The following is a 24,659-nucleotide window of genomic DNA, read 5'->3' as shown; positions in this document are numbered from 1 at the left end:
TTAGCCGAATAAGAAGCTCTGGCAGATGGTGGGGTAACCCTGCTCTGACATCTGAATCTAGCTTGGATGCGCTGGGATTAAGACTGGTCACGTGTGAGAAGGTTTCGTGTATAACTAATGACATGAACTTTTTATTGCTCGGTGGTACCGGTTTCCTTGGAGGACACATTGCGGCTGCAGCAGTCGAGCGAGGACATCAAGTTACTTGCCTTGCACGGGGTAACGGGAAGGTTCCCAACGGAGCTGAGTTTGTGAGTTCGGACCGTGACCGTGACAGTGCGTACGATGAGGTTGCGGGGAAAACTTGGGACACCATTGTGGATGTGACGAGTCAGCCGAAGCATGCGCGGGATGCGGCGGTGAAACTCCAGGCCAAGCATCGTATATTTGTGTCTTCGAGCAGCGTATATGAGGATCAGGGAAGTTTTTCTTCCGAGTCTGATTCCGTAGTCGCTCCGCTTGAAATTGACTACATGGAGAACATGGGGCAATACCCAGCCGCAAAGTCTGCTTGCGAAACGATTTATCGCAGCACAAATCGGTCGGTAATGGTAGTTCGACCCGGTCTGATTGCCGGCTACGGCGACGAAACAGGGCGCAGTGGTTACTATCCGTGGCGTTTCGCGCATCCCACGGGTGAGAACGTGATCGTCCCAGACCCGGCGTTTCCCATCGCTATGATTGATGTGAAGGACCTTGCAGGCTGGATAGTTGAGTCTGCAGAAGTTGGGACTTTCGGAACCTTTAACGCTACGGGGTTCGCTACTTCCTTGTCTGATGTGTTCAAGATTTCGCGTGAGTTAACCGTATCGGAGGCTACGGAGCGACCTTGCTCTGATGAACTGCTTCTCGCTAATGATGTAACCCCGTGGATGGGCCCAAAATCGTTGCCGTTGTGGGTACCAGGTGAACAGTTTCGCAACATCGCGCTACTCGATTGCGCCGCAGCCTACGAAGCTGGCCTGCGGATTCGCCCGTTGAAAGAAACATTGGCGGATGCGCTGCGATTCGAAGAAGAACAGCAGGGGGAAAGACTCGCTGGACTCAGCGATGAAGAGGAAGTCGTGCTTCGCCAGCAGTTAGAAGATGGTATTTAGCTTCGGAGGAACAGTTTTAGTTGCAGTCGGGACCGTGCTGAGTTGTTCTTGTTCCGCGACTGACTGTGAGAATGAGTCCGAATCTGGCTGAGGGCAACTTCGGTGGTGCTAGCTCTTCGTGACGGGGAGCGATCTTGTCTTCTTTCGCCTCTCCGTGGAGTTCTGTTTCGTCATATAACCTCTGGAGTATGTGAAAGGTCGCGAGCAGACCTATTGCAGCAACCCCTTGACACCGCGCAATGGCTAAGCTGAATGAGTAAACGGTTAGAGCGATCGTGGGGAGGAGCCTCGGCATGAGTCTGAAAGATGACCTGGAGGAGTACGTCCAGAAGACCGTCGACGAACAGTGGGAACATCGCGCAGGCCAGAAGGTGCCCGACGCCGATGACCTTCCGCTGAAGAACCTTGCTGTCGAGCTCGACGCAACTGTCCTCTACGCGGATCTTGCGTCGTCGACGAAGATGGTCAAGGGGTACAAGGACTGGTTCGCTGCGGAGGTCTACAAGAGCTATCTCTATTGTGCAGCTAAGATCATTCGAGCGAGAGGCGGTATCATCACGGCCTACGACGGGGACCGCGTCATGGGCGTGTTTATCGGAGACTTGAAGAACACCGCCGCCGCAAAGTGCGGGCTCCAGATCAATTGGGCATCGAAGAGAATCGTGGCAGCGAAAATCACCGAGAAGTACCCGAAGAGCACCTTCGTGTTCAAGCAGCGGGTTGGCATCGATACCTCGAAGCTTTTCGTCGCCCGAACAGGCATCCGAGGCAGCAATGACTTGGTGTGGGTTGGGAACGCAGCAAACAATGCGGCGAAGCTGGCTGCGCTCGATCCTCGCTACCCGACCTACATCACCGCCGACGTCTACAACAGGCTGAATGAGACCTCGAAGCTAGGGGGTAACCCGAAGCAGAACATGTGGACTGACCTGGGGACCTCCGACATGGGCTATCGGATCTATGGGTCGACGTTCTGGTGGTCTGTCTGACGGGAGATGTCAACTGAGGGAGCTGATCCACTCGTCCATCTGCGGGATGACGGGATTTCCCTGGTACACGGTTCCGATGTCGGGCGTCCACTGCGGTCGGAGTAGGCCTTGGTTCTGATCGTTCAGGTTCGAGTAGAAGACGCCTCCGACGACAACCGGGCTCGATCCACAACCGCGTCCCGCCAGGTGCGCTAGATGGGCTGCCCTGTTGACGACGTCGCCCATGTACACGACGTCGTTGATCGTGCTGCCGCTGTACCCCGCCTTAATCATGAGAACCCGCCCGTACTCAACGCCTATGCCAATGCTGAGCTGGGTGATCCCTGCCTTTTCGTAGTGGTGGTTGAGGAGCTTCAAGAGAGTATTGGCCTGCGCTGCGGTAGCGAACACATCGTCGATGTGGTTGACCTGCGTCGTCTTGTAGGAGGCCCACACGCAGTCGCCGACGATATTCACCTCGCGCACATAGGCGTCTGAGTTTAGGACTGCCACCATTTCCGAGATGAACGACCGGTAGATCTTCGCAAGAACGGGCCTATTATGCTTCGACGTTAGGCCGGACGAATCTCGGATGTCAATAAAGATTGCCGAGCACATGCCGTAGAAGCCGTTGGAGAACGTGAGCTTGTCTCGGTCGGGGAGCCCGTCTACCTCCTCATACGCTCCCGCCGGCTGATCCAGGATCGCTTTGATCCGGGCCGAGCTGGCTGTCCAGTCATACGGTCTGTAGTTGCCGTCCATTTGCGTCCTAACTGTTCGTGATACCGACAACGAGGGCCAGGACTGCGATAGCGGCTCCTGCAGCGAGAGCGTACCGGATGGCCCACTTTGCGGCGGATGCTTTTACCGTGGCAATCCGAGCATTGACATGTATCTGGTCAGCGAGATCTTTCGTCAGCTCAACAGGGTCAGAGGTCAGTACATGGAGTACCTCGCTGTACTCATGTCTCTTGCCCCTGAAATTTCGATCGATGCTTCCAAAAAACAGCCTGTTGATCGCGTCTCGATCTGCATCCTTGTCCTTCACTCTCGGGGTCAGCGTCCATCCGCACCAAGCGCCGGTAATAAAAAGCAACAAGCAGGCCATACCAACGAGTGTGTCGAACAATACAGTCCGGGAAGTAAAGTCCTTTGCGAGGTTGTATGTCATTGTTGCCATCACCCCGGTGAAGGCAAGTGTCACGCTGGCCTTCGCATCTGAGTGGCGAATCCACTCGTTCACCAATGCGAGTGTCTTCCATGCGTGATCTGGGTTAGGTTCGGGTGAGCTGGCGAGCGTGGTCGCGTCGTGCGGATGGCCCTCGGTGGTCCGTCGTCCACCGCGCCGAGACGGCATTCGAAACATAGCTCTAGAGTACAAAGGTTTACATAGATACTTCAGGAACGTCCGTTAGACGCGAGCCTCAAATGGGGCCCACGAGCTGGCAGTCACGGGTAGAGCTTGAAGACGGTTTACGCTCCTGCCCCCCGCAGCTGCCGGGGCGACTGCGGCGGAAGCGCCACCTATTGATTCAGAGGTTACCCTGCACTGAAACGTGGTGGACTTCAAGTTTAACGTTTAGCTAGGCGTCTGGGCTGCCGACGCAGAACTCGTTGCCTTCGGGATCCTGCATAACGGTCCATACCAATCCCGGCGCCTCGTGGGCGCCGAGTTCGGTAGCGCCTAGCCCCTTCAGTCGTTCCACCAAGTCTTCGCGGTCAGCCCCGCCGCCGTCGATATGCATGCGGTTCTTCCCAGGAGTGGGATCCTGCACGCGCTGAAATCCCAGAGCGGGCGTGGAATCAACCAGGACGAAGTCCCCGTAATCTGCGGCGATCTCGCAGCCTGTGGCAGCGGACCAGAACTCAGCGAGCTTTAATGGATCGTGACAGTCGAAAGTGATCTGGCGGATTTTGAAGTCGGCGACGCTCATGGTTTCCATTGTAGGGCTGCGGAAACGCGCCTGCAACGATGCGGGGTGCCGGGCGCTCAGTAGGCAAGGCCGTCCAGGGACCATTGCCGTAGTTGTGTGCAAGGTTCACGCCAGCGACTGGGGGCAGAAATGAATCTCGCACACGTTAAACAGCTATGACACTCCGTGGACTTTAAGTTCAACGTTTAACGCGGGCAGCCGCCGCCGGATTCTCGGCGGCGATTCCGGCCCGAATCTCGGGGACATTGTCGCGCTTCCTCATCTACGTGAGCTCCGCAACTCCGGTCAGCTCACCGTTACCCCCATCGTCGATAGCTTGAGCGAGCTCGACCACGACCACCTGATCTGGTGCACCGGTTTCCGTCCGGCACTTGGCTCATTCCGCCACCTTATGCGCGGCCGCGAACCTAAAGTGGAGAATCTGCATCTAGTCGGTTACGGCAACTGGACCGGCGACGGCTCGGCAACACTGATGGGTGGGTCCCTTTGCCAAACACACTGCCCAGGTAGTCGCGGACCGTGTCGGTGAAGCTCGACATCAAAAGTGTGGCTCAGCGCTTCGCTTGCGCAGCCCGCAGGCCGTTCAAAATCACGATGACTTCGGCGACCTCGTGAACCAACACGACGGCGGCCAGGCCCAGCACGCCGCTGATCGCCAGCGGCATCAACACGATGATGATGGCCAGAGACAGCATGATGTTTTGGTTGATGATCCTGCTGCCTCGGCGGGCGTGCTGCAGAGCCTGCGGGATCAGCCGGAGGTCGTGGCCGGTGAAGGCGACGTCAGCGGACTCGATCGCGGCGTCAGAGCCGGCCGCTCCCATCGCTATGCCCACCGTCGCGCCCGCGAGTGCCGGCGCGTCGTTAATGCCGTCGCCGATCATCGCCGTCGGCGTCTTGGAGGAGAATTCGGCGACGATGCTTGCCTTGTCCTCCGGGCGCAGCTCGGCGCGCACGTCGTCGATTCCGGCGATTTCAGCCAACGCCCGGGCGGTGCGAGTGTTGTCGCCGGTGAGCATGCTTACTTCCACGTCGTTGGCGTGCAGGGTCTGCACGGCTTCGGGAACCTCGGGCCGCAGCTCGTCGCGGACCCCGATCGCCCCGGCGAGAGCGTCATCGACGGTGACCAGGACGCAGGTCTGGCCCTCGGACTCCATGCGCTCAACGTCCGCTTTCAGTGGCCCGGCGTCGATCCACCGGGGGCTGCCCACCAGCACCTGTCGACCTTCGACAGTGCCGCCGATGCCATGCCCAGCTTCCTCGCTGATGTCCGAGGCGGTGGGCGCTTCGGGCCACGCTGCCGCGATCGCCGCGGCGAGGGGGTGTGTCGATTGCTGCTCAACTGCCGCCGCGAAGGAAAGCACCTGCGTCCGATCGAATCCGTCTGCCGGGACCACTCCGGTAACCTCAGGCTGGTTGCGGGTAAGGGTTCCGGTTTTGTCTACTGCCAGGTGACGGATGCCGCCGAGTCGCTCGAACGCAGCGCCGGACTTGATGATCACTCCGAACTGGCTGGCCGCGCCGATTGCGGCCACGACTGTCAGCGGCACGGAGATTGCCAGCGCGCACGGTGACGCTGCGACCAGGACTACTAGCGCACGGGTGATCCACGTCTCAGGGTCGCCCAGGAGCGAGCCGATCACTCCGACCAGCACCGCCAGGATCATCACCCCGGGCACTAGGGGTTGGGCAATCCGGTCGGCGATCCGGGCGCGGTCGCCCTTTTCCGCCTGCGCTTGCTCGACCAGGTCCACGAGTGTGGTCAGCGAGTTGTCCGTTCCAGCTGCGGTCGTCTCGACCTCCAGCACCCCGGCGGAGTTGATCGCTCCCGCAGGTACTTCGTCGCCGGGCGCAACCTCCTCCGGAATGGATTCTCCGGTGATCGCTGAGGTGTCAAGGCTGGAGCGCCCGGACCGAATGATGCCGTCCGTGGCGATCCGCTCTCCGGGGCGCACGAGCATTAGCTCGCCAACCTCGAGGTCCTTCGCTGCGACCTCGGACGCTGTGCCGTCGCGCAGCACCGTCGCGGTCTGCGGTACCAGCTTCAACAGTGCCCGCAGTCCGCCTTGGGCCCGGTCCATCGCCTTGTCTTCCAGTGCCTCGGCGATCGAGTACAGGAACGCTAGCGCCGCGGCCTCTCCAACGAATCCGAGGCTCACCGCGCCGACCGCGCTGATCGTCATTAGCAAGCCAATGCCGAGCTTGCGCTTCGTGGCAAGGTTCCGGACCGCGCCGGGCGCGAACGTATACGCCCCTAGCAGCAGGCCGACCCAGAACAGTACTGTCGCAGGCGTCTCCAAGTCGGACCAGTCCAGCGCTAGCCCTATGCCGAGGGCTACGCCGGAGAAGATCGGTAGCAGCAGCTCGGGGTCCTTCCACCATGGCCGATCGCGCTCTTCGATCTCCTTGTCGGGTTCGTGTTCGCATCCACATGCTGAACTCATGCGTCCGCTCCTTTCACGCCGCATCCGGGCACCGAGCACTCAGGGTCGATGCACGGGGCGTTTTCGTCGACAGCCAACGTCGCGTTCACTAGCGCGTTGAGCGCTGTCGCGAGGTGCGGATCGGCGATTTCGTAACGAGTCTTGCGGCCCTCTGGCTCGGCGACGATGATGCCGCAGTCGCGCAAGCAGGTCAGGTGGTTCGAGACGTTCGAGCGGGTCAGGTCCAGGTCGCGCGAAAGCACGGCCGGGTAGCTCGGGCCGTCGAGTAGGGTGATCAGGATTCGGGAGCGCGTCGGATCTGCCATGGCCCGGCCGAGCCGGTTCATGACGTCGAGGCGTGAAGCAATAGTCAGCATGTGCTGAACTATACAGTATTTGCTGAACTATTCAACACGTACTGAACTGACGTTGGGGCGAAGGCCTTACGACCTGCAGAAATTAGTCGATGGGGTTGGTGATGAGCAGGGCGTCGGCGGACATGACGGCGGCGTCGGCTTTGAGCTGCTCAATGAGCTTGTCGAGCTCAGCGGCGTAGGTGCGGCCGAAAGTGGTGGGGCCGACATCAGGCAGCGCGCCCACTTGGTCGGAACCAGAGGCCTGCATGCCGAACCTCTGCATGTCCGCAGCCTGGGCGATCTCCAGATGAGTCTTGGCGATCTTTTCCGCAGATGGCCCGCGCTAGCCACCGAAGGCGTAATGCCCGAAGCTTAAGAAGCCGAACGTTCTCATTGGATAGCACTCCGTTTGATGGTGTTAACGAGAGAGTAACTTTGCAACGAGATGTCGTGGACTTCAAGTTCAACGTCTAGTCCGGCTGGGGGACCAGCCACCGCAGCACTGCTGTGGGGTGGGATCTGATACGGGAGGCTCGTGACGCGTGATCGAACTGACGGGCAGTCTAATCTGCAAGGATGACGGCGAGGCCGCGATCGTCAGACAGTTCTTGCCCCGGCACATCGAGCTATCTCGCGCGGAGCCGGGGTGCCTCCGCTTCAATGTCACGCAGTCCAGGGATCCACTCGTGTGGAGAGTCTCCGAACAATTCACCGATCGGGCATCCTTCGATGCGCACCAAGAGCGCGTGAAGGCCAGCGAGTGGGGACGTGCGACCGCCCATATTCAACGGGACTACTCCATTAAGCCCTAGGCTGCGCCGACTGCCGGTCCCTGCCGCTGCCCAGAGGACCCAGGCGACAGACGCTTTCAACGAGCCTCGGCATGGCTCACCCGGCACCTCGTTCACGGCCCCGGGTGGGCGTTAGACTCGCGGGGAGAAATTGGAACCCAATCTCGCCCCGCGAGTTTTTGCTATTCAGGCTTCCGGGGCAAGGAGTGCATATGCCAGCTGACCTGTACCAACGCCTCTCTGGCCTCGATGGGAAAAGTTACGGCGCGTACAAATCCCTGCGGGGTGCCCACGAGCTTCCGGGGCTGGATGCGACGCTGGTGATCGACAAGGTCCAGTCCGATCCTTACGCCCCGCCGTCGCGGATCCGCGTTCAGATCCCGATCGAGGCCCTGGGCTACCACGGTGCGTCCCGCACGAGCCCCGGCCACTTCAGCACCGCCGCGCTGGACCTGCTGACCCGCCGGCTCGCGCACGCCTTCAAGAAACACGGCCGCGGGCTGTTCATCGATACTCCCGGCCAGCAAGTGCTGCGCCGGGCAGCCGTGACGGAGCTCGAGGCGGCCAAGGGCGCGGCCGTGAGGGAGGGCGGCGTCCTACAAATCTGCCTGGAAATCCAGCTGCCTGCACGCGGGCGCCGGATTATGGGCAGGCAGGCGGCCCACCTCATCTGCGAGGACCTGCCGGACGCGCTCGAGGAGGCAATCCTCAACGCGCCGGGTGATAGCCTCGATGAGGCCGCGGAGTTGGAACACGATCAGCAGGTTCTGCGCACGCTCGTCGAGGAGGCCGGGCTCGTTGGTTTCGTGGCCGACGGCGCGATCCTGCCTCGGCAGGCGGGCAACCGCCAGCGGCCGAAGCCCGGCGCCACGCCGTTTGCCTCGCCGGAGACGCTCGCGCATTCTTTCCAGCTGCCCTCGGGCAAGACGGTGCACGGCATGGGCATCCCGCGCGGCGTGACGCTGATCGTCGGCGGCGGTTATCACGGCAAGTCCACGCTGCTGTCCTCGCTGGTCACGGGGGTGTATAATCACGTTGCCGGCGACGGCCGCGAGCTGGTGGTCGCTGATTCGACCTCCGTCGCACTGCGCGCCGAGGACGGTCGCGCGGTGACGGGGGTCAACATCTCGCCGTTCATCAACGGCCTGCCGTCGAACGAGGACACGACGAGCTTTTCCACGTCGAACGCGTCGGGGTCGACCTCGCAGGCAGCCGGGCTGATGAAGCGCTCGGAGCCGGTTCGCGGATGCTGCTGATCGACGAGGACACCTCGGCGACGAACTTCATGATCCGCGACGAGCGCATGCGGGCGCTGATCCCCGACGAACGCGAGCCAATCACCCCGCTGGTCGCCCGCGTCCGCGAGCTGTGGGAGGACTACGGGGTCTCGACCGTCATTGTCGCCGGTGGATCGGGTGCATTTATCGACGTCGCCGACACTGTTATCGCCATGGATTCTTATACGCCGCACGACGTGACCTCGCGTGCTGAGGAGTTGCGCGAGCAGCCCACAGCCGCCGAGCCGACCGAGGCCTTTCGCCAGCTCGGCGAGCGTTTCCTGCACGCGGACCTCCCGGACGGCGGCCATGCCGGTCGCGGTGCCCGACGGGGTGGAGCCAAGGGGCATGGGCGCGGGCCGAAGCCGCCGAAGCCACCACGTGCCCGTGGTAGGGAGCTGATTCAGGTGGGCAAGGACGACCTGGATCTGCGGGCGCTGAGCCAGATCATGGATTCCTCGCAGACCGAGGCGATTGCCCGCATCCTTGGCGGCGTGGCTAAGCAGCTGAACGGCCGGAGCGATCTCGGGGACGTCATCGCCCGAGAGTACGAGGGCTTTTGCCGGTCGGTGTTCGCCGCGGACGAGGGGCTGAAGAATTCGGGTCGCCTCGCTGAGCCTCGGCTCCAGGACGTTGCGGCGGCGATCAACCGATTGCGGCTCCTGCGGCAATAAACAACCGCCCGGTGGTCAAACCCAGCGGGCGGTGTTGCGTGCCGGCGAACCGGTAAGTGGGGCGGGCTACTTCACCCAGAAGTCACCGTTTTCATCCTTGTAGATGACGTCGCCGGCCTCAGCGACCTGAGTGTCGTTGACCCGAAGCTGGCGCAGATCCCTCGTTTCGGCAGTGGGCTGGACGAACTCGCCGCCGTCGAACCACACCTGGAAGGCCTGTGCAGAGGTGGAGGAGCCGGAGAACTGGTGCTCCTCATACTGCGGCGCCGGGGCGTCCTCGGAGAGCGAGGACAGCGGGGCCTCGGCGGATTCCGGTGCGGCGGCGCCAGTAAGAGCAGCGGCGCCGATGATGATCGCGGCAGCGGAGCGAGAGGGCTTCATGGGGGACACATCCTTTCCCGATGAGCTAGATTCTTTCCATCCCAAGGTTAACCATGCCGCCAAGTCGCGTGGAAGGCAGAACAACGACCAGGTTGATGATTCGGCCAACCCGTGGACCCGAGGCCACTGGCCGCAACCCGGTCGATGGCGACGGCCTACCGTACCCCCTGCTGCACATGGCGAGTAAACGCCACGTAAATCGCGTTCGACCTGGGCGTTAAATCTTCCTGGATCGGCTTGAGGTGTATTCACAGCAGGCGTTTACTAGTGCTTGGAATATCGCTAAAGCTTTCGAAGGGTCCTGATTGATGTCAGCGAAGAATCGGCGCAGTGCGCGTTCTATCCGGCCACTTTCCGTCCTCAGCGCGGCGGCGCTGACGGCGATGGCAGCCTTCCCACTGGGCGGAGTGGCCTCGGCAGAGACCGCGACCCCGCAGGCGAAGACCCCCATCGAGCACGTCGTGGTCATCTACCCAGAAAACATCTCCTTCGACCACTACTTCGGCACCTACCCGAAGGCGGCCAACAAGGACGGCGAAACGCTGCAGGGCAGCGGGGACAAGGCCCCGACGTTCACCGCCAAGCCAGGCACCCCGAAGGATGTCGACAACCTCGTCAATTCGGGCCTCGACGGCAAGAAGAACCCGAACAGCGTGAAGCCCTTCCGCCTCAGCCCGGAGCAGGCAGCCACCGTGGACCAGAACCACGAGTACAGCGCCGAGCAGTACGCCATGAACGGCGGGAAGATGGACAAGTTCGCAGATACACTGTCCAACGACGTCGACAAGAAGAGCCAGGGCCTTTTCGGAAAGACCGGGCTGACCATGGGCTACTACGACGGCAACACCGTCACCGGAATGTGGAACTACGCCCAGAACTTCGCGATGAGCGACAACAGCTTCTCCAGCATTTTCGGCCCGTCCACCCCCGGCGCGCTGAACCTCGTTGGGGCAAGCAGCGCGGGCGCCACGATTCATGACCCGGCCACCGGCGAGAAGCTCGCCATCGAGCCGGGCAGCAACGGTGAGTTCGTCCCGAATCCGGAGGATCACGAGGACGTCGCCATCGTCGGCGACCCGGATCCGCTCTACGACGACTGCTCGAACGATTCCTCCGCCTCCACCGACGAGGTCGCCCAGCTGCACAACAAGAACATCGGCGACCAGCTCAACGAGAAGGGCATCACCTGGGGCTGGTTCCAGGGCGGCTTCAAGCCCACCGAGGAGGCCACCGAGGACTCGCGGGCCCGCTGCGGCTCGGCTCACGAGACGATGACCGGCCAGACCCAGACGGACTACAACCCGCACCACCAGCCGTTCCAGTACTACGCATCGACCGCCAACCCGCACCACCTGCCGCCGAGCTCCGTGGACATGATCGGCAAGACCGACCAGGCCAATCACCAGTACGACACCTCCGATTTCGACGCCGCCCTGGCCAACGGCAACCTCCCCGCAGTGTCCTTCCTCAAAGCCCCGAACTACCAGGACGGCCACGCCGGCTACTCGAATCCACTGGACGAGCAGGCCTTCATCACCCACTACATCAACGAGCTGCAGAACTCCGACGAGTGGGACTCCACGGCCGTCATCATCGCGTACGACGATTCCGACGGCTGGTACGACCACAAGCCGCCGAAGATCCTCAATGGCTCCAACGACAAGACCATCGTGCAGGAATCCGGCGAGGCCGTGGATGCTGAGATCTGCACCGACGCCGCCAAGAAGGTCGGCGTGGCCGACGGCGTGAATGGTCAGTGCGGGCCGGGCACCCGCCAACCGCTGCTGGCGATCTCGGCGTACGCCAAGGTCAACAGCGTGGACCACACGTACACCGAGCAGGCATCCGTCACCCGGTTCATCCAGGACAACTGGGATCTCGGCCGGCTGGGGGAGAACACCTTCGATAACCGCGCCGGGAGCCTGGAGAACATGTTCGACTTCAGCGAGCCGAAGGCCGACAAGCTGTTCCTCAACGAGACCGACGGCACCGTGGCCAGCTCCTACGACGCGGTCAAGCGCGTCGACGATTCCAGCCGCGCCACGGAGGAGCTGAAGCCCGTCGCCGAGGGGATGAACGACCCGAAGATCACCGAGATGGGCCTCGACCAGATCGAGAACGCCTCCACGATGAAGGCCACGAACTCCTCGAACACCGGCACGTACGCAGCGGTGCTCGGCGGCATCATCGCCGTCGTCGTCGCCGTGGTGACCTTCTTCATGGCCCGCCGCAGCGACCAGAAGTAGGGGCCACCGCCGCCAAGAATGTTCAAGAAGTTCTCTGTCCCCCTCAGCGCGCTGCTGTGCTGCAGCGTGTTGTTGGGGGCTTCTGCCTGCACGGACGATTCCAGCAGCCAGGGTGCCGACCTTCCTTTTCCGGACGCCGACCTCCGCCTCGACATCCGCACCCGCAGCAGTTGCCCTGATCCGGGGGATATGGACAACGGCGTGACCTCGATTGCGGTGACCAATACGTCCAGCACCCCGGTGAACATCTACGCGCTGGACGGCGACGGCAAGGCGGTGCAGGTCCTCGAGCGATCCGGCCCGTCCTCGACGAGGCTGTGGAATCTCTCTCTGCCTGCGGGGGACTACCGGCTCAGCTGTGTGTTTCAGGGACGCTCCGCGATCGCCAGCGAAGAATTCACGATCGCACACTCGGACGTTTCGGCCGAGGACAGCCAAAGAATGAAGGTCGTCACGGACCCGGAAATCAGCGAGGTCACGCTGGCCCACTCCAAGGAGCAAAGAAAGCGGATCCCGGAATGGGTGCGGCGCGATGACGTCCTTGTTGAACAGCTGAATGGCGGCAACCGTGAGGCAGCGAAGCAGGCCTGGACGGCCGCCTACCTGAACTACCGGGAATTCTCCGATGCAGTGACGGAGTGGGACGCCCCTGCCGACGAGATCGCCCCCTTCGCGACCGGGAACCTCACCGGCTATCACCGCATCGAACGCGGCCTGTGGGCCGGCGAGGACATGGCCCAGCTCGCCGCGATCGGGCGGGAGAACAACGAAAGAATCCACGAGGTCACCTCCCGGCTGGAGGGGTTTACAATCTTCAACCCCGACTACGGGCTGCGCACCCACGAGGTCATGGAAGAAGTTGAGCGCAACGACCTGGAGGGGCTGACCGACTACGGAGCGCACGTCACCGCGGGGACAGTCTCGTCCGCGATCGTGGCCACCCGCAGTACGCTGCGCCCGCTGCGGCCGATCCTGGAGGATCGGGGTGCGGACCTTGGGCAGCTGGACGACCAGCTCGCGCGGACCGACGAGCTGGCCCGGAAGCTGGCAAGAAAATATGACCACCAGCGGGCATCCGCCGAGTGGCCGCGGGCAGATCGCGAGGCGCTGGCGGCGGCGGTGGCCCAGCTCAACGACCTGCTCGCGCCGATCGCCACCATGACCGTGATTAGGAGGACGCACTAGTGGCAGACAAGGGCAAGGCTGGCTTTTCGGTGAGCCGCCGGCGGTTGCTGGGCGGGATCATCGCCGCGCCCGCGCTCGCCGGGGCCGTGGCTGTGCAAAACAGCGGCGCCGAGGAAGCCTCCGAGCAGTCGGCGGGCCAGGGGCAGAGCCCTCGCTCATTCGAGGGCGAACACCAGCCCGGGGTGGACGCCAACCCGCAGCGCATCGGGCTCGTCGTGGCCTGCGATGTCCAGGGGAGCACCCATGCGGAATTGCGAGAACTCTTCAAAACGCTGACCGAGCGCCTGCGCCGGCTGCATGCGGGAGGCAGGATTGAGCCGGACGGCGTGGTCACACCCGCGCGGGATTCCGGCGAGCTGGGCACCGACATCGACCCGGAGGACCTCAGCATCACGGTGGGGGTGGGGGCGTCCCTCTTCGACGACCGATTCGGGCTGGCCGACAAGAAGCCCGCCCACCTGGCAACGATGCGGCCGTTCCCCGACGACGTGCTGCAGTCGGAATCCTGCCACGGCGACCTGGTCCTCCAGATCTGCGCGCATCACGAGGACACGGTGACCCACGCCCTACGGGATATCCTCCGCCACACGTACGGCAAGCTCTCCCTCCGCTGGCGGCAGACCGGCTACCAGAGCCCCTCCCGCCCCACGGGCACCCAGCGCAACCACTTCGGCTTTAAAGACGGCATCGTCAACCCCGCCGAGGAGGAGTACGACTCGCTGGTGTGGGCGGGCGAAGGCGAACCCGCCTGGGCGCGGGGCGGCAGCTACATGGTCGTGCGCCTGATCAGCCTGTTCACCGAATTCTGGGACCGCATTTCCGTAGCAGAGCAGGAGCAGATCTTCGGCAGGCAGAAGGATACCGGCGGCCCGCTGTCCGGCGGGGAAGAGGAGGACGCGCCGAACTACGCGGGCGACCCGGGGGGGCGATGTGATCCCGATCGATTCGCACATCCGCCTGGCCAACCCGCGCACCGCCTCGACGAAGGGGCAGCTCATGCTGCGCCGGTCCTATAACTACGACAACGGCATCCGCGACAACGGCACCCTGGACCTCGGCCTGATGTTCATCTGCTTCCAGCAGGCGCTCGAGCGCCAGTTCATCACCGTCCAGCGCCGGCTTGAGGGCGAGCCGCTGGCGGACTACTTCCGGACCTACGGTGGCGGGTACTTCTTCATCCTGCCGGGCGTGCGCGCCGGGGAGGATTACCTCGGCCGTGGCCTGCTGGAGTGCTAGCAGCAGCCCGCACCTCAGCCCCACATCTCAGCCCCGACCCGGTCGCCGAATTTTCCCTATAGTGGGAATCAGAAAGCCTCACCAGCAAAAAGGAGAAAAACTCATGGCAGAGACACGAGATCAGGGACCGAAGCCTTTCGTCGTCGATATCGAGAAGGCAACCCTCGATAACGAGACCTTCCGCACCGCCATCTGGACCGGCGAGCAGTTCCAGGTCACCGTGATGAACATCCCGGTTGGCGGCGACGTCGGTCTCGAGGTGCACACCAAGGAGGACCAGTTCCTGCGCCTCGAGTCCGGCCGCGGCCGCGTCGAGATGGGCCCGTCCGAGGACGAGGTGACCTTCACCGAGGAGGTCTCCGCCGACTGGGCAGTCATCGTTCCGAAGGGGACTTGGCACAACATCATCAACATTGGTGACGAGCCGATGAAGCTCTACAGCATCTACGCACCGCCGCACCATGCGCACGGTACCGTCCACCAGACCCAGGCAGACGACGTCGACTAAAAAGTCCGCTTCGCGAATAAGACAAAGCGCCCAACCGATCGGTTGGGCGCTTTTGCTGTCTTGTTATCGTGAACCTTCCCCTCCCGTTCTTTTCCAGGGCCTGTTTCGGCCCCTTTTTAGGGCGCCAACTCCCACCGAGAGGACCCCGTGAGCAGCACTGAACCCGAAAGACTCATCACCGTCAGCGCCACCGTGATCCAGGATCCGCATGGCCGGGTGTAGTGCGTGTGCAAGGAGGGCTCGCCCTACTTCCAGCTGCCCGGCGGTAAGCCAGAGGCCGGCGAGTCCAGCTCCCAGGCCGCCACGCGGGAGGTCGCGGAGGAGATCGGCGTGAAATTCAAGGAGGAAGACCTGAGCTTTCTGGGAATCTTCAGCGCCCCGGCCGCCAACGAGGAGGGCTTCCAGGTGCGCAGCACCGTGTACACCCACCCGTACACCGAGGCGCTGGGGCAGGTGGCCGGTGGCCAGGCAGAAATCGCGGAGGCCCGGTGGCTGGACATCACTGCGCCCGAGGAACTGGATGAACAGCTCGCCCCGCTGCTGGCTCAGCGCATCGGGCCTGCGCTCAACAGGAGAATCAACGCGCTGACCGTGTTCACCGGTGCCAAGACCGGCACGGGGGAGGAGTACGTGGCGCAGGCCCGTGAGTTCGGCCGGCAGCTATCGGACCGCGGCATCACCTTGGTCCGGATGCGTGAGGTCAACGCGCGGGCCGCCTAGACAGTGGCTTCATTGCTGCACCTGGCGAATGTGGACGTCCGGGATCGCCAGGAGTTGGATCTGGTCGGCGCGCTGTGTCGTGGCATCGCACGTAGGAACAGCGTAACGTCGGCTACATGACAATCAATAATGTAACTGTTCTCGGCGCTGGTGTCTTGGGTGCCCAAATCGCTTTCGTTTCCGCATTCGCAGGAAAAAAAGTCGTCTCTTATGACATCAACGAAGAGGCGCTCGCCGCAGGAAAGAAGCGCTTCGAAGCTATTAGCCAACAGATGAAGCAAGAGCTGGACTCTGCCAATGACGACACCATCGCCGCAGCCTACGCGAATCTCACCCAAACCGCTGAACTGAAAGAAGCGGTTTCGGGAGCCGACCTCATCATCGAGGCGGTCCCGGAAAATCTGGACCTCAAACGCCAAGTCTGGTCACAGGTCGGCGAGCTAGCCGACGACAACACCATGTTCGCCACGAATACGTCCACGCTCATGCCCAGCAAGTTCGCTGATGCCTCGGGTGCACCCGAGCGCTTCCTGGCTATCCATTTTGCCAACCACATCTGGATTCAGAACACTGCGGAAATTATGCCGCACGAAGGCACAGACCCGAAGTTCATTGACCAGGCCGTGAAGTTTGCAGAAGAGATCAACATGGTGCCTGTGCCACTCAAGCGCGAGCAGCCCGGGTACGTACTAAACACTCTGCTGGTGCCACTTTTGAGTGCAGGCATGTACCTGCTGCATCATGAGATAGCCGAGCCCGCTGACATCGACCGAGATTGGCGCAACTCCACGGGTTCCCCTCGTGGCCCTGTCGAGATCATGGATCTGGTTGGACTGCGCACGTTAGTGGCCGTTATCGAGTCGGATGAGCAGGCGCCGCAGTGGAAGAAGACCTTCGTGGACGAAACCATCAAGCCGATGATCGCGGCAGGTAAAACCGGCAAAGAGTCCGGTGCTGGCTTTTACACTTACGACGCCAACGGCAACATCGTGCGCTGAATACGAAGCCAACCAAACGACAAGATCGGCGTGAACGGGAACGATACGCCGCAATCATCAACCAGGTCGTAGCGTGGAATGCTAGGCGCCGATATCGGTGTCTAGCCTCGTAAAAACCTCGTCAATCAGCTCGATGAGTATCTCCAACCTTTATGCCCCGCCAGTGTCCATTCTCGTACGCTCCCGACCCCCCTACGTCCCCACCGCGACCATGCTCTAGCCTCATCTCCCCTGCCCCTGCCATGTGGGCCGCACAGTGCACCCATCCTTATTCATATGCCACATGTGGGAAGGTGTTCGGCAAGGTGGTCGTCGTTGAACCACGGGTACTTTGTGGACCCGGGCAGCTTGCGTACATCCACGATGGATGTCACACCGGCAGCCTTGATCATTTCAACGAAGTCCTCGAACTCGAGGTTGGAGTGGCCCACGGTGAAAATGCGCATGTCGCCAATGCTACGCGCCAAGCGGGTACACCCACATCGGCGTCCGGGTATCGTGCATCGGCAGGTGGTCGGACCGGTAGAACGGGGGGTAGCAGGCAGGACGTTTAATGCATTCGCGCCCGCCTTTGCGCGGCATCAATCCTATTTACGGCCGAGCGTTTCGCACGGACCGTTCGGTTAAGTATCAATGGGTCGCTTGGGCGACATCGGAAGCCTGAATTAACCGCATGTGGGGCGAGCCCCATGTATGTCTTGTTAAAGGACGCTGCTGCACGAGGAGCGGGAGCTGAGGCTACCTGGTGTGCACTCTATCTCTGCTCGTAGCGGGTGTGGTGGTTTTAGCTGCTATTCACGAATGAGAAGGCGACTTTGCAACGACACGTCGTGGAGTTTAAGTTTAACGTCTAGCGTTATTGACGCATCGCGTTAAGCGTGGCATGCTGTAGGTGTGATCAGATCCTTCGCCGACAAGGCGACCGAGCGGCTTTGGCATCGCGATAAGGTGCCGTCGGTCGATCCCCGTGTCCAGAAGGCTGCCATTCGAAAGCTGACGCAGATCCACGCCGCTCGATTCCTCGACTCGCTGCGCGTGCCACCTGGCAACCGGTTGGAGCCACTCAAAGGCGACCGTGTGGGACAGCACAGCATCCGCGTCAACGATCAATGGCGAATCTGTTTCACCTGGACAGAAGGAGGTGCCGAGAATGTCGAACTCGTCGACTACCACTGATCGGTGGGATCCCGTTCACCCTGGTGAGGTTCTCCTGGAGGACTTCATCAATGGCTTCGGGATCACTCAGAACAAGCTCGCGGTCTCGATCGGTGTGCCGCCACGCCGCATCAATGAGATCGTGCACGGCAAGCGTGCGATCACTGCTGACACCGCGTTGCGCCTTGGGCGCTACTTCGGGATCGACCCGCAGTTCTGGCTCAACCTGCAGTCACACTATGAGCTGGAGCTAGCCCAGGAGCGAGTGTCTGAGCAGATTGCAGCGATCACGCCGCTGAAGGTCGCGTGAGTGAGGGGGCCGTCAGTGGGCGCGGCATCTGCTCTCGCTGCGCGATTGGGAGTCTGAGGAACTCAAAGAATTCTTTGCGTTAACCGACCGATACGTGGCGGGGTCAGGCCCGCGATTCGACGCAGGGGCGGCTGTGTTCTTTCCACCGTCGAGTCTGCGCACGCGCGTCTCCTTCGAGCGCGGTGCCAACCTCATGGGGATCCAGCCGATTGCATTTCCGTCGGACTCTCTAGACAAGGCGGAAGACCTGACTGACGTCGCGGGGTATCTTGCGCAATGGGTCGACCTCGTCGTCGTGCGGCATCCTGACATCCGAGTGCTTGAGGGGCTGGCATCAGGGGATTCATTGCCAGTCATCAACGCGATGACGAACGTGAACCACCCGTGCGAAGTGATGTCGGATCTCTACGCACTCTCGCGCGATGCCGACATCGGGCAGTTGCGGTACCTGTTCGTGGGCGCTGATGGAAACATCGCCAGAGCGTGGTGGGAAGCCTCCCAGGCTTTCGGCCTCGACATAAGGCAGAGTTGCCCACCTGATTTGCGCGTCCCCGGCATGCTCTGGGAGGAGAGCCTGCGCCGTGCGATGCTGACTGCCGACGTGGTGATCACCGATGGTCCCGGTCCCCAATCCGCGGCGCTTGTTCCGTATCGTGTGACAGCCGAACTGCTCGATACCGCTCCGCGAGGTGTGCGGTTGGTGCCTTGCCCTCCGTTCATGCGAGGGCGAGAGGTCAGTGGGGATGCCGTGGTGCACAGCGCCTTTGTCGGCTACGAGTTCAAGCGTTTTCTCCTGCCCGTTCAACAGGCAGTGATGGCTCGAGCGTTGATTGACTGAGATGGTCCTACGTGCTGGAACCCGGTGGAGTTCAAGTTCAACGTCTAGCGCTCTTGACTGCGTTCGTTATATGCTGGATTTGTGATCAGATCGTTCGGAAACAAGGACGCCGAGCGGATCTAGCATCAGCAGTACGTCAAGCGCATAGAGCGGTCGGTCTAGCGGGCGTCATTGCGGAAGCTTGAGCAGATAAATGCAGCAAAAGTGTTGAGGATCTTCGGATTCCGCCAGGCAACCGTTTGGAAGGGCTTGTTGGCGACCGGCGTGGGCAACACAGTATTCGCGTGAACGCGCAATGGCGACTCTGCTTTATCTGGAGAGATGGAGGTGCGGTAAATGTCGAGCTCGTCGACTACCGCTGAGACTGACTTTATTGAACCAGTCCACCCAGATGAAATCCTCATGGAGGATTTCATCGACGGTCTCGGGATTACACAAAACAAGCTCGCGGTATTCATCGGAGTGCCTGCTCATCGGATTAGTGAAATCGTACACGGCAAGCGTGGTATCACAGCGGACACTGCAATTCGCTTGGCCCGATACTTTGGCACAACTGAAGAATTCTGGATGAACTTACAGTCAAACTACGAACTGCGGGTACATCGCCGAACATTGCAAGACCAAGTAGCCGCGATTACGCCTCTCGAGGTAGCGTGAGCGATTAGAACAATTGAGTTCAATCCCCACATGTAGGGCGCGAATGCGCTAGTGCAGGCAACAGTCTCAGTCGGACCTGTGGAATATGCTTTGGAACAAGTTTATTTTTGTTGGTTCCGTTATTGGGCAACGAAGAAGCTATGAGTAAAGACCGCCATTCGTTGTTGTTTCTATGGGCTGGGGCTATCCTGATGGTGGTAGCGTAAGTCGCTGCAAGCACTTCCAGGCAAAGAGCGCCTGAATCATTGCGGAGAGGGCCGAAAATTCGGGACATTTCCGGGTGGGGTGTGGTGCATTAACGCGCCAACTTCAACCGCCGATGCCTTGCATCGGCTAAGGAAAGGGCATGAAATGGCATCGAAAGATGAAAAGAATCTCGCGAAGGTAATCGAGAAAATCTCCAAAATGGATGAACCGGAGCGTTCGCTAGTTCAGCGCGTTCATGAGGTCATCATGGCTGCGGAACCAACGTTAAAGCCACGAATTTGGTACGGCATGCCCGCCTACGCACGGTCAGCAAGCACTCCGGCATTGGTGACCCTGCGCAATGACGATCGGGTAAATCTAGCACTTACCGAGAAAGTCGAACTTCGCCCTGCTGGAGGTGCAGATGGAATGCTCATGCCCTCGGCATGGTTCTTCGATTCCATCGATGAGACCACTGAACAGCGGATTGCGGAAATAGTTCGCTTGGCAGTGGCTTAATTTAGGCTCTGCCATTGGCAGCGGAGCAGCTTCCAGACTGATTGCTCAACCATCGCCCCATCCCGAAGTGTGGGGGCCTTTGCTAGAACAGCAGTGAGGAGATAGCCCCTATGCAGGAGCATCAGGAGTGGTACTCTACGTCCATTGCACCGGAGCTTCTGCACGGGGTGTTGGAAGTTGAGCAAACGAGAAGGGCATCCTGCCGCACCGCACTTCGGGAGTGTCATCGATTCCTTCGAAACCTAGGAACAGATTAAGCTTCTTTGGGTTCAGCTCAATCGACTGCCTACCTGGTACCGGCAGGGGTTCATCGCGATTGGTGACGCTGCGCATTTCATTTCACCCTAGCGAATACGGTGTATGCATTGCATGCCGATGCCCATATCCCCGCCGCCGTGCTCGCCTCCCTCTACCTGAGCGCTTTCTCATCCGCTAACCATCCTCGTCGCGATGCTCGCTCTATTGAGTCATGCTCGATGCACCCTTCGCGCTCACGCTGAATTTCTTCCTGGTGAGTTACTCGATGATTGTGAGCGCGAAGGGCTCCCTCGCGCCGAATCCAGCTCTCGTATGTGGCAATGTACCCTTCGCGCTCACCATAGAAGTGCTCTTGTGGAGTCGGTCGATAATTGTGGCCGCGAAGGGCACACCGCTTCAACGGATGCGAACCTCGGTCATAGACGCCTGCGTTCGGGGCGTGGGAGAGCATTGCTTACCGATTTCCACCTTTCTGTCTTTCGCTAGCCAGTGGAGGAGAAGCCAATTCTCTCACCCACGGAACTAAGGTTAGGGTACGCTAATTACATGGGTCGAAAGAAGAATACGCCTGCACACCGAAAATTTATGATGGCTGAAGTCATCAAGACTAAGCGCATAAGTCCGAATTTCGTTCGGGTGACGCTTGGCGGACTCGACGGGATTGAGAATTGGGGTGCTGATCAGTGGTGCCGCCTTTTCTTTACTCGTGAAGGTCAAGACGTTCTGGCGCTACCTACTCGAACCTCTGAAATCGGCTGGTATCTGCAGTATCTTGCCACGCCGAAGGCGAAGCGTCCGTGGGTGCGTGCCTATACAGTGCGCGATGCACGCACCGAAGTAGGCGAAGTAGATATTGACTTTGTAATACATGGGGATCAAAGTTCCATGGGGCCTGCCGCGAAGTTTGCACTGGAAGCTCAGCCCGGTGAAAGATTGGGCTTCCTAGACCAAGAAAGTGCATTTACGCCAGACCACCCACATGATTGGACGCTACTCGTCGGTGATGAAACGGCACTTCCTGCGCTTGCCGGTATTTGTAGCTCCCTCCCACAAACTGCAGAAGGAATAGCTTTTATTGAAATCCCTAGTGCCGAGGATAAACAAGACTTCGTTGCTCCTGCAGGGATGGAAATTAGGTGGATTGCACGCGATGAGGCTTCGGGGCAACCGGAGAAACCTGGTGAGCTTGCACTGAAAGCATTATCGGAGGCGGCGCTACCAAATGGAGACGTGCATGCCCACTGCATCGGTGAGGCGGCTCTTGCCACGGGTGCACGACGTCACCTTGTCCAAGAGCGCGGGGTGCCGAAGCGCAATGTGGACTTCGTTGGATATTGGCGCCATGGTCGTGCGCAGACGAGCTAAGTCGATGTGAAAATATGCGTACTATTGGCCTCACACCAACAGATTCAGAAGGTGAGCGACATTCATGGACGGCAAGGAACTACACCAGCGGGCTGAATCCCGAGCCCAGGAACTCCCCGGTTCTGAATTGACGCACCCATTCGGGCCGGAGTTTGATGTGTGGAAAGTGTGCGGCAAGATGTTCCTGTTTCTCACTGAATTAGATGGGGAGTTAATCGTTAACCTCAAGGCAGAACCCCTCGACGCGGAAGCACTTCGGACTGCACATAGCAATATTATTCCTGGCTGGCACATGAATAAGAAGCATTGGATTACCGTCCGGCCAGGAGGGACGGTTGATGTAGAGCTTTTCGATGAACTAGTGACGGACTCTTACCTGCTCGTGGTTGAGGGGCTGCCGAAGTACAAGCAGCCTGTTAACCCGCGAACCTTCGCTTCAGATAACTGATTCGAAGGCTATTCTCTGGGCAGCACATAATCACCGGTTGGACCGGGGTTCATAGCGATTTCCCATCGAAATGGTCAAATTATTTTTGCAATATTATATGCCAGTGCCGTTATCGGTTCTTACTTGGTGGTGTACACAGGAACGCTAGTAGCGATAGTTTGGCCATCAGTGGGAATCGCAGTGTGGTGGGCTGTTACCTGTAGAAGCTGGCGAAATTTTGTTCTTATCTGCGGGTTTGTGTTCTTAGTGCCAGCTTTCTACCTGCTGTTTTTTACTGAAACCTCTTTAAGAGGAGTCATTCTTACTGCATGTGCGCACGTTATGTCCGGTCCTGGCGTGGCGCTGGCCATGACGTTTTTGGAGAATGGTCAACTTGCAGAATCTACGCGAAGTAGACGTGTTTTTGCACCGTTCTCCCGTATTCGACTCTCGGGGGATGTATTCAGGCTCCTAGTTTCAGGCATTGTCATGGTGGCTATTTCAAAGTCAATCGTGATTATTGCCTATGTGTTGGCGGATCTGCCCGTTTCCTTCTTGTTATATCTGACGATGGCCCTCCGTGACTTTAGCGGTATTGCATGCGTTGTTTACCTCTGGACTGACAGTGGTCCTGTTTTTCTAGTGGGAAGAGGGCCTTTCGCAGTTACTGATGAGACCATTCTCGCGCAAGCAACGACAGTTCAGCTTTTTGTTTTGATGTGTATTCTGTTGTCGCTGGTTGTGAGCGTGTCAAGTATTTTGTGTGTGGGGCTTTCGGTCTGAGTGTTTATAGGTAGTTCGTAAAGCGTTCGGGATAGGCCACGGCCATTTGGTTGATGGCTTGTTTCCAGTTGGTGACTTTCCTGCCTTCGATGAGTCTTCCGCTGGTCGCGGCGGCTTTTCGACCTTCTTTAGCTCGTTTGGCCGCGCGTTTATCTTCGATATTGCAGATCATCAACCACAGCGTCTTAATCGCGGAATCATCATTGGTAAACTGCACGCGGTTGCGAGTGGCTTTACGCAGCTCGTTATTCATCGACTCAATGGAATTAGTCGTATAGATGACCTTTCTGGCCATGGGTGGGAACTGCAGAAACGGCACGAACCGCTCCCACGCATCGGACCAGACTTTCACTGATTGCGGATATTTCTGGCCCAATTCTGATTCGGCGAATTCATCCAACGCTGCGCGCGCGGTTGACTCATCTGGGGCAGTGTAGACCTTCTTTAATGCCGCAGATACCGCCTTACGGTCGCCATAAGCCACCCACCGATTCGCAGCCCGAATCAGGTGCACGACACAGGTCTGCACCATCGAATCCGGCCAGGTCGCTTCGACAGCTTCCGGCAAACCCTTCAAACCATCGCAGCAGACGATGAACACGTCCTGGATACCGCGGCTAGCTAAGTTTGCGCATACATGTGCCCAAAAGGATGCGCCTTCTTCTTTCGCCAACCAGATGCCCAGGATGTGTTTGATACCGTCCATATCCACCCCGATGGCCAAATACGCGGACTTATTGACCACGCGCCCACCGTCACGGACTTTAATTCGTAGCGCATCAAGAAATATCACCGGGTAGAACTCGTCTAACTGCCGGTTCTGCCACATCATGACCTCATCTAAGACAGCATCCGTGACTGCTGAAACTGTCTCATGGGAGATATCAACTTTCATGGCTGTGGCCATATGATGCTGAATATCACGAACGGTCATACCCCCGGCATACAAACTGATGATCATGTCATCAACATCAGTCAGCCGCCGAGAGCCTTTCGGCACCATAGTAGGCAAAAACGTGCCTTCACGATCCCTAGGCACAGTGACATCAACCGGACCATAGTTCGAATCAACCTTTTTGACATAGGAACCATTGCGGTAATTATCGCCGCCACCGGCCGCTTTAGCCTCACGATCGCCTTTGGAATACCCCAGGTGAGCATCCATTTCCGCTTCCAGGCCGCGAGTGACCGAGGCCTGCAACAAGCCACGCACTAAATCATTAGCATCCGTTGCTGTTGAGCCGAGCTCGTCAATAAGCTTGGCTATCTCCGGGTTCGCCAGCAGCTTTTGCTCGATTGCTTTGATCTTCGCGGAATCTTCCGGGTCTCGTTTCGCCACAGAATCCATTATGGTTTATCTCCTTCAT

The 24,659-nt window shown here is 59.8% G+C and carries 24 protein-coding genes and 4 pseudogenes; 19 read left to right on the top strand and 9 right to left on the bottom strand.

The window, feature by feature from the left end; all coding sequences use genetic code 11:
• Positions 1–122 precede the first annotated feature (122 nt).
• Together ACG98I_RS13405 and ACG98I_RS13400 are read left to right on the top strand one after the other, a co-directional pair.
• Complete coding sequence (locus ACG98I_RS13405; protein WP_394721026.1) at positions 123–1,097, top strand: NAD-dependent epimerase/dehydratase family protein; 975 nt, start codon at positions 123–125, stop codon at positions 1,095–1,097.
• A 293-nt stretch (positions 1,098–1,390) separates the two neighbouring features.
• On the top strand, positions 1,391–2,086 hold the full coding sequence (locus ACG98I_RS13400) for an adenylate/guanylate cyclase domain-containing protein (protein ID WP_394721027.1): 696 nt from the start codon (positions 1,391–1,393) through the stop codon (positions 2,084–2,086).
• 9 nt (positions 2,087–2,095) lie between these two features.
• On the opposite strand, the gene ACG98I_RS13395 is transcribed toward ACG98I_RS13400, so the two are convergent.
• The 6 genes from ACG98I_RS13395 to ACG98I_RS13370 all read right to left on the bottom strand — a co-directional run bounded on the left by ACG98I_RS13395 (position 2,096) and on the right by ACG98I_RS13370 (position 7,061).
• Positions 2,096–2,827 (bottom strand): adenylate/guanylate cyclase domain-containing protein, encoded by a 732-nt coding sequence (locus ACG98I_RS13395; protein ID WP_394721028.1) that lies wholly within the window; start codon positions 2,825–2,827, stop codon positions 2,096–2,098.
• Positions 2,828–2,834: 7 nt separating this feature from the next.
• Positions 2,835–3,308 (bottom strand): Pycsar system effector family protein, encoded by a 474-nt coding sequence (locus tag ACG98I_RS13390; protein ID WP_394721029.1) that lies wholly within the window; start codon positions 3,306–3,308, stop codon positions 2,835–2,837.
• A 340-nt stretch (positions 3,309–3,648) separates the two neighbouring features.
• Positions 3,649–4,008, bottom strand: coding sequence for a VOC family protein (locus ACG98I_RS13385; protein ID WP_394721030.1), 360 nt, complete (start codon positions 4,006–4,008; stop codon positions 3,649–3,651).
• Positions 4,009–4,550: 542 nt separating this feature from the next.
• Positions 4,551–6,443, bottom strand: coding sequence for a heavy metal translocating P-type ATPase (locus ACG98I_RS13380; RefSeq protein WP_394721031.1), 1,893 nt, complete (start codon positions 6,441–6,443; stop codon positions 4,551–4,553).
• A complete protein-coding gene (locus ACG98I_RS13375) occupies positions 6,440–6,799 on the bottom strand; it encodes a helix-turn-helix transcriptional regulator (RefSeq protein ID WP_290225658.1) in 360 nt (119 codons plus the stop codon). Before ACG98I_RS13375 ends, ACG98I_RS13380 begins: the two co-directional genes overlap by 4 nt.
• An 82-nt stretch (positions 6,800–6,881) precedes the next feature.
• Entirely contained in the window at positions 6,882–7,061 is a 180-nt protein-coding gene (locus ACG98I_RS13370) for a hypothetical protein (protein ID WP_394721032.1), read from the bottom strand.
• Between the two features lie 259 nt (positions 7,062–7,320).
• Here ACG98I_RS13370 and ACG98I_RS13365 point away from each other — a divergent pair, with 259 nt between their 5' ends.
• Together ACG98I_RS13365 and ACG98I_RS13360 are read left to right on the top strand one after the other, a co-directional pair.
• Positions 7,321–7,590, top strand: a complete 270-nt coding sequence (locus tag ACG98I_RS13365; protein WP_313677976.1) for an antibiotic biosynthesis monooxygenase — start codon at positions 7,321–7,323, stop codon at positions 7,588–7,590.
• A 191-nt stretch (positions 7,591–7,781) separates the two neighbouring features.
• Positions 7,782–9,520 (top strand): annotated as a pseudogene (locus tag ACG98I_RS13360) (P-loop domain-containing protein).
• A gap of 66 nt (positions 9,521–9,586) precedes the next feature.
• Here the strand turns inward: ACG98I_RS13360 and ACG98I_RS13355 are convergent.
• The gene (locus ACG98I_RS13355; RefSeq protein WP_394721033.1) at positions 9,587–9,901 is read right to left on the bottom strand and encodes a hypothetical protein; all 315 of its coding nucleotides are present in this window, start codon (positions 9,899–9,901) and stop codon (positions 9,587–9,589) included.
• A 308-nt stretch (positions 9,902–10,209) separates the two neighbouring features.
• Here ACG98I_RS13355 and ACG98I_RS13350 point away from each other — a divergent pair, with 308 nt between their 5' ends.
• The 6 genes and pseudogenes from ACG98I_RS13350 (at position 10,210) to ACG98I_RS13325 (ending at position 16,794) form a co-directional block, all read left to right on the top strand.
• The gene (locus ACG98I_RS13350; protein ID WP_394721035.1) at positions 10,210–12,147 is read left to right on the top strand and encodes a phospholipase C; all 1,938 of its coding nucleotides are present in this window, start codon (positions 10,210–10,212) and stop codon (positions 12,145–12,147) included.
• 18 nt (positions 12,148–12,165) lie between these two features.
• On the top strand, positions 12,166–13,332 hold the full coding sequence (locus ACG98I_RS13345) for an EfeM/EfeO family lipoprotein (protein ID WP_394721036.1): 1,167 nt from the start codon (positions 12,166–12,168) through the stop codon (positions 13,330–13,332).
• Positions 13,332–14,568 (top strand): annotated as a pseudogene (efeB, locus tag ACG98I_RS13340) (iron uptake transporter deferrochelatase/peroxidase subunit). The gene ACG98I_RS13345 and the pseudogene efeB overlap by 1 nt, the downstream one beginning before the upstream one ends.
• A gap of 103 nt (positions 14,569–14,671) precedes the next feature.
• On the top strand, positions 14,672–15,076 hold the full coding sequence (locus tag ACG98I_RS13335; RefSeq protein ID WP_313677970.1) for a cupin domain-containing protein: 405 nt from the start codon (positions 14,672–14,674) through the stop codon (positions 15,074–15,076).
• 225 nt (positions 15,077–15,301) lie between these two features.
• Positions 15,302–15,796, top strand: coding sequence for an NUDIX domain-containing protein (locus ACG98I_RS13330; RefSeq protein WP_394721037.1), 495 nt, complete (start codon positions 15,302–15,304; stop codon positions 15,794–15,796).
• A gap of 116 nt (positions 15,797–15,912) precedes the next feature.
• Positions 15,913–16,794: a 3-hydroxyacyl-CoA dehydrogenase gene (locus ACG98I_RS13325; RefSeq protein WP_300612791.1), complete on the top strand. Its 882-nt coding sequence runs from the start codon at positions 15,913–15,915 to the stop codon at positions 16,792–16,794.
• 275 nt (positions 16,795–17,069) lie between these two features.
• Here ACG98I_RS13325 and ACG98I_RS13320 read toward each other — a convergent pair.
• Positions 17,070–17,240, bottom strand: a pseudogene (locus ACG98I_RS13320) (DUF488 family protein); the annotation flags it as partial.
• Positions 17,241–17,688: 448 nt separating this feature from the next.
• On the opposite strand from ACG98I_RS13320, the gene ACG98I_RS13315 reads away from it, so the two are divergent.
• The 9 genes and pseudogenes from ACG98I_RS13315 (at position 17,689) to ACG98I_RS13275 (ending at position 23,292) form a co-directional block, all read left to right on the top strand.
• Positions 17,689–17,970, top strand: a complete 282-nt coding sequence (locus tag ACG98I_RS13315) for a type II toxin-antitoxin system RelE/ParE family toxin (RefSeq protein WP_394721038.1) — start codon at positions 17,689–17,691, stop codon at positions 17,968–17,970.
• The gene (locus ACG98I_RS13310; RefSeq protein WP_394721039.1) at positions 17,945–18,259 is read left to right on the top strand and encodes a HigA family addiction module antitoxin; all 315 of its coding nucleotides are present in this window, start codon (positions 17,945–17,947) and stop codon (positions 18,257–18,259) included. Before ACG98I_RS13315 ends, ACG98I_RS13310 begins: the two co-directional genes overlap by 26 nt.
• A gap of 28 nt (positions 18,260–18,287) precedes the next feature.
• Positions 18,288–19,097 (top strand): ornithine carbamoyltransferase, encoded by an 810-nt coding sequence (locus ACG98I_RS13305; RefSeq protein WP_394721046.1) that lies wholly within the window; start codon positions 18,288–18,290, stop codon positions 19,095–19,097.
• 171 nt (positions 19,098–19,268) lie between these two features.
• Positions 19,269–19,459, top strand: a pseudogene (locus tag ACG98I_RS13300) (type II toxin-antitoxin system RelE/ParE family toxin).
• The gene (locus ACG98I_RS13295) at positions 19,434–19,754 is read left to right on the top strand and encodes a HigA family addiction module antitoxin (protein WP_394721040.1); all 321 of its coding nucleotides are present in this window, start codon (positions 19,434–19,436) and stop codon (positions 19,752–19,754) included. The pseudogene ACG98I_RS13300 and the gene ACG98I_RS13295 overlap by 26 nt, the downstream one beginning before the upstream one ends.
• Positions 19,755–20,105: 351 nt before the next feature.
• Positions 20,106–20,459, top strand: a complete 354-nt coding sequence (locus ACG98I_RS13290) for a DUF1801 domain-containing protein (protein WP_394721041.1) — start codon at positions 20,106–20,108, stop codon at positions 20,457–20,459.
• Positions 20,460–21,263: 804 nt separating this feature from the next.
• A complete protein-coding gene (locus tag ACG98I_RS13285; RefSeq protein WP_394721042.1) occupies positions 21,264–22,082 on the top strand; it encodes a siderophore-interacting protein in 819 nt (272 codons plus the stop codon).
• A gap of 64 nt (positions 22,083–22,146) precedes the next feature.
• Positions 22,147–22,530, top strand: coding sequence for an MmcQ/YjbR family DNA-binding protein (locus ACG98I_RS13280; RefSeq protein ID WP_394721043.1), 384 nt, complete (start codon positions 22,147–22,149; stop codon positions 22,528–22,530).
• A 51-nt stretch (positions 22,531–22,581) separates the two neighbouring features.
• Complete coding sequence (locus ACG98I_RS13275) at positions 22,582–23,292, top strand: MASE1 domain-containing protein (protein ID WP_394732580.1); 711 nt, start codon at positions 22,582–22,584, stop codon at positions 23,290–23,292.
• Between the two features lie 4 nt (positions 23,293–23,296).
• Here ACG98I_RS13275 and ACG98I_RS13270 read toward each other — a convergent pair whose 3' ends face one another.
• The gene (locus ACG98I_RS13270; protein ID WP_394719581.1) at positions 23,297–24,640 is read right to left on the bottom strand and encodes an IS256 family transposase; all 1,344 of its coding nucleotides are present in this window, start codon (positions 24,638–24,640) and stop codon (positions 23,297–23,299) included.
• Between the last annotated feature and the right edge of the window lie 19 nt (positions 24,641–24,659).

This window comes from Corynebacterium sp. L4757, from assembly GCF_043673995.1.
In the GTDB taxonomy this organism is placed as follows: domain Bacteria; phylum Actinomycetota; class Actinomycetes; order Mycobacteriales; family Mycobacteriaceae; genus Corynebacterium.
The sequence above is the reverse complement of the archived record's forward strand: the minus strand, read 5'-3'. Positions and strand labels throughout refer to the sequence as shown.

Excerpts from the sequence above, each read along its gene's own strand:
- ACG98I_RS13405 (WP_394721026.1), top strand. The coding sequence starts at position 123 with ATGAACTTTTTATTGCTCGGTGGTACCGGTTTCCTTGGAGGACACATT.
- ACG98I_RS13400 (WP_394721027.1), top strand. The coding sequence starts at position 1,391 with ATGAGTCTGAAAGATGACCTGGAGGAGTACGTCCAGAAGACCGTCGAC.
- ACG98I_RS13395 (WP_394721028.1), bottom strand. The coding sequence starts at position 2,827 with ATGGACGGCAACTACAGACCGTATGACTGGACAGCCAGCTCGGCCCGG.
- ACG98I_RS13385 (WP_394721030.1), bottom strand. The coding sequence starts at position 4,008 with ATGGAAACCATGAGCGTCGCCGACTTCAAAATCCGCCAGATCACTTTC.
- ACG98I_RS13380 (WP_394721031.1), bottom strand. The coding sequence starts at position 6,443 with ATGAGTTCAGCATGTGGATGCGAACACGAACCCGACAAGGAGATCGAA.
- ACG98I_RS13375 (WP_290225658.1), bottom strand. The coding sequence starts at position 6,799 with ATGCTGACTATTGCTTCACGCCTCGACGTCATGAACCGGCTCGGCCGG.
- ACG98I_RS13370 (WP_394721032.1), bottom strand. The coding sequence starts at position 7,061 with ATGCAGAGGTTCGGCATGCAGGCCTCTGGTTCCGACCAAGTGGGCGCG.
- ACG98I_RS13355 (WP_394721033.1), bottom strand. The coding sequence starts at position 9,901 with ATGAAGCCCTCTCGCTCCGCTGCCGCGATCATCATCGGCGCCGCTGCT.
- ACG98I_RS13350 (WP_394721035.1), top strand. The coding sequence starts at position 10,210 with ATGTCAGCGAAGAATCGGCGCAGTGCGCGTTCTATCCGGCCACTTTCC.
- ACG98I_RS13345 (WP_394721036.1), top strand. The coding sequence starts at position 12,166 with ATGTTCAAGAAGTTCTCTGTCCCCCTCAGCGCGCTGCTGTGCTGCAGC.
- ACG98I_RS13335 (WP_313677970.1), top strand. The coding sequence starts at position 14,672 with ATGGCAGAGACACGAGATCAGGGACCGAAGCCTTTCGTCGTCGATATC.
- ACG98I_RS13325 (WP_300612791.1), top strand. The coding sequence starts at position 15,913 with ATGACAATCAATAATGTAACTGTTCTCGGCGCTGGTGTCTTGGGTGCC.
- ACG98I_RS13310 (WP_394721039.1), top strand. The coding sequence starts at position 17,945 with ATGTCGAACTCGTCGACTACCACTGATCGGTGGGATCCCGTTCACCCT.
- ACG98I_RS13295 (WP_394721040.1), top strand. The coding sequence starts at position 19,434 with ATGTCGAGCTCGTCGACTACCGCTGAGACTGACTTTATTGAACCAGTC.
- ACG98I_RS13290 (WP_394721041.1), top strand. The coding sequence starts at position 20,106 with ATGGCATCGAAAGATGAAAAGAATCTCGCGAAGGTAATCGAGAAAATC.
- ACG98I_RS13285 (WP_394721042.1), top strand. The coding sequence starts at position 21,264 with ATGGGTCGAAAGAAGAATACGCCTGCACACCGAAAATTTATGATGGCT.
- ACG98I_RS13280 (WP_394721043.1), top strand. The coding sequence starts at position 22,147 with ATGGACGGCAAGGAACTACACCAGCGGGCTGAATCCCGAGCCCAGGAA.
- ACG98I_RS13270 (WP_394719581.1), bottom strand. The coding sequence starts at position 24,640 with ATGGATTCTGTGGCGAAACGAGACCCGGAAGATTCCGCGAAGATCAAA.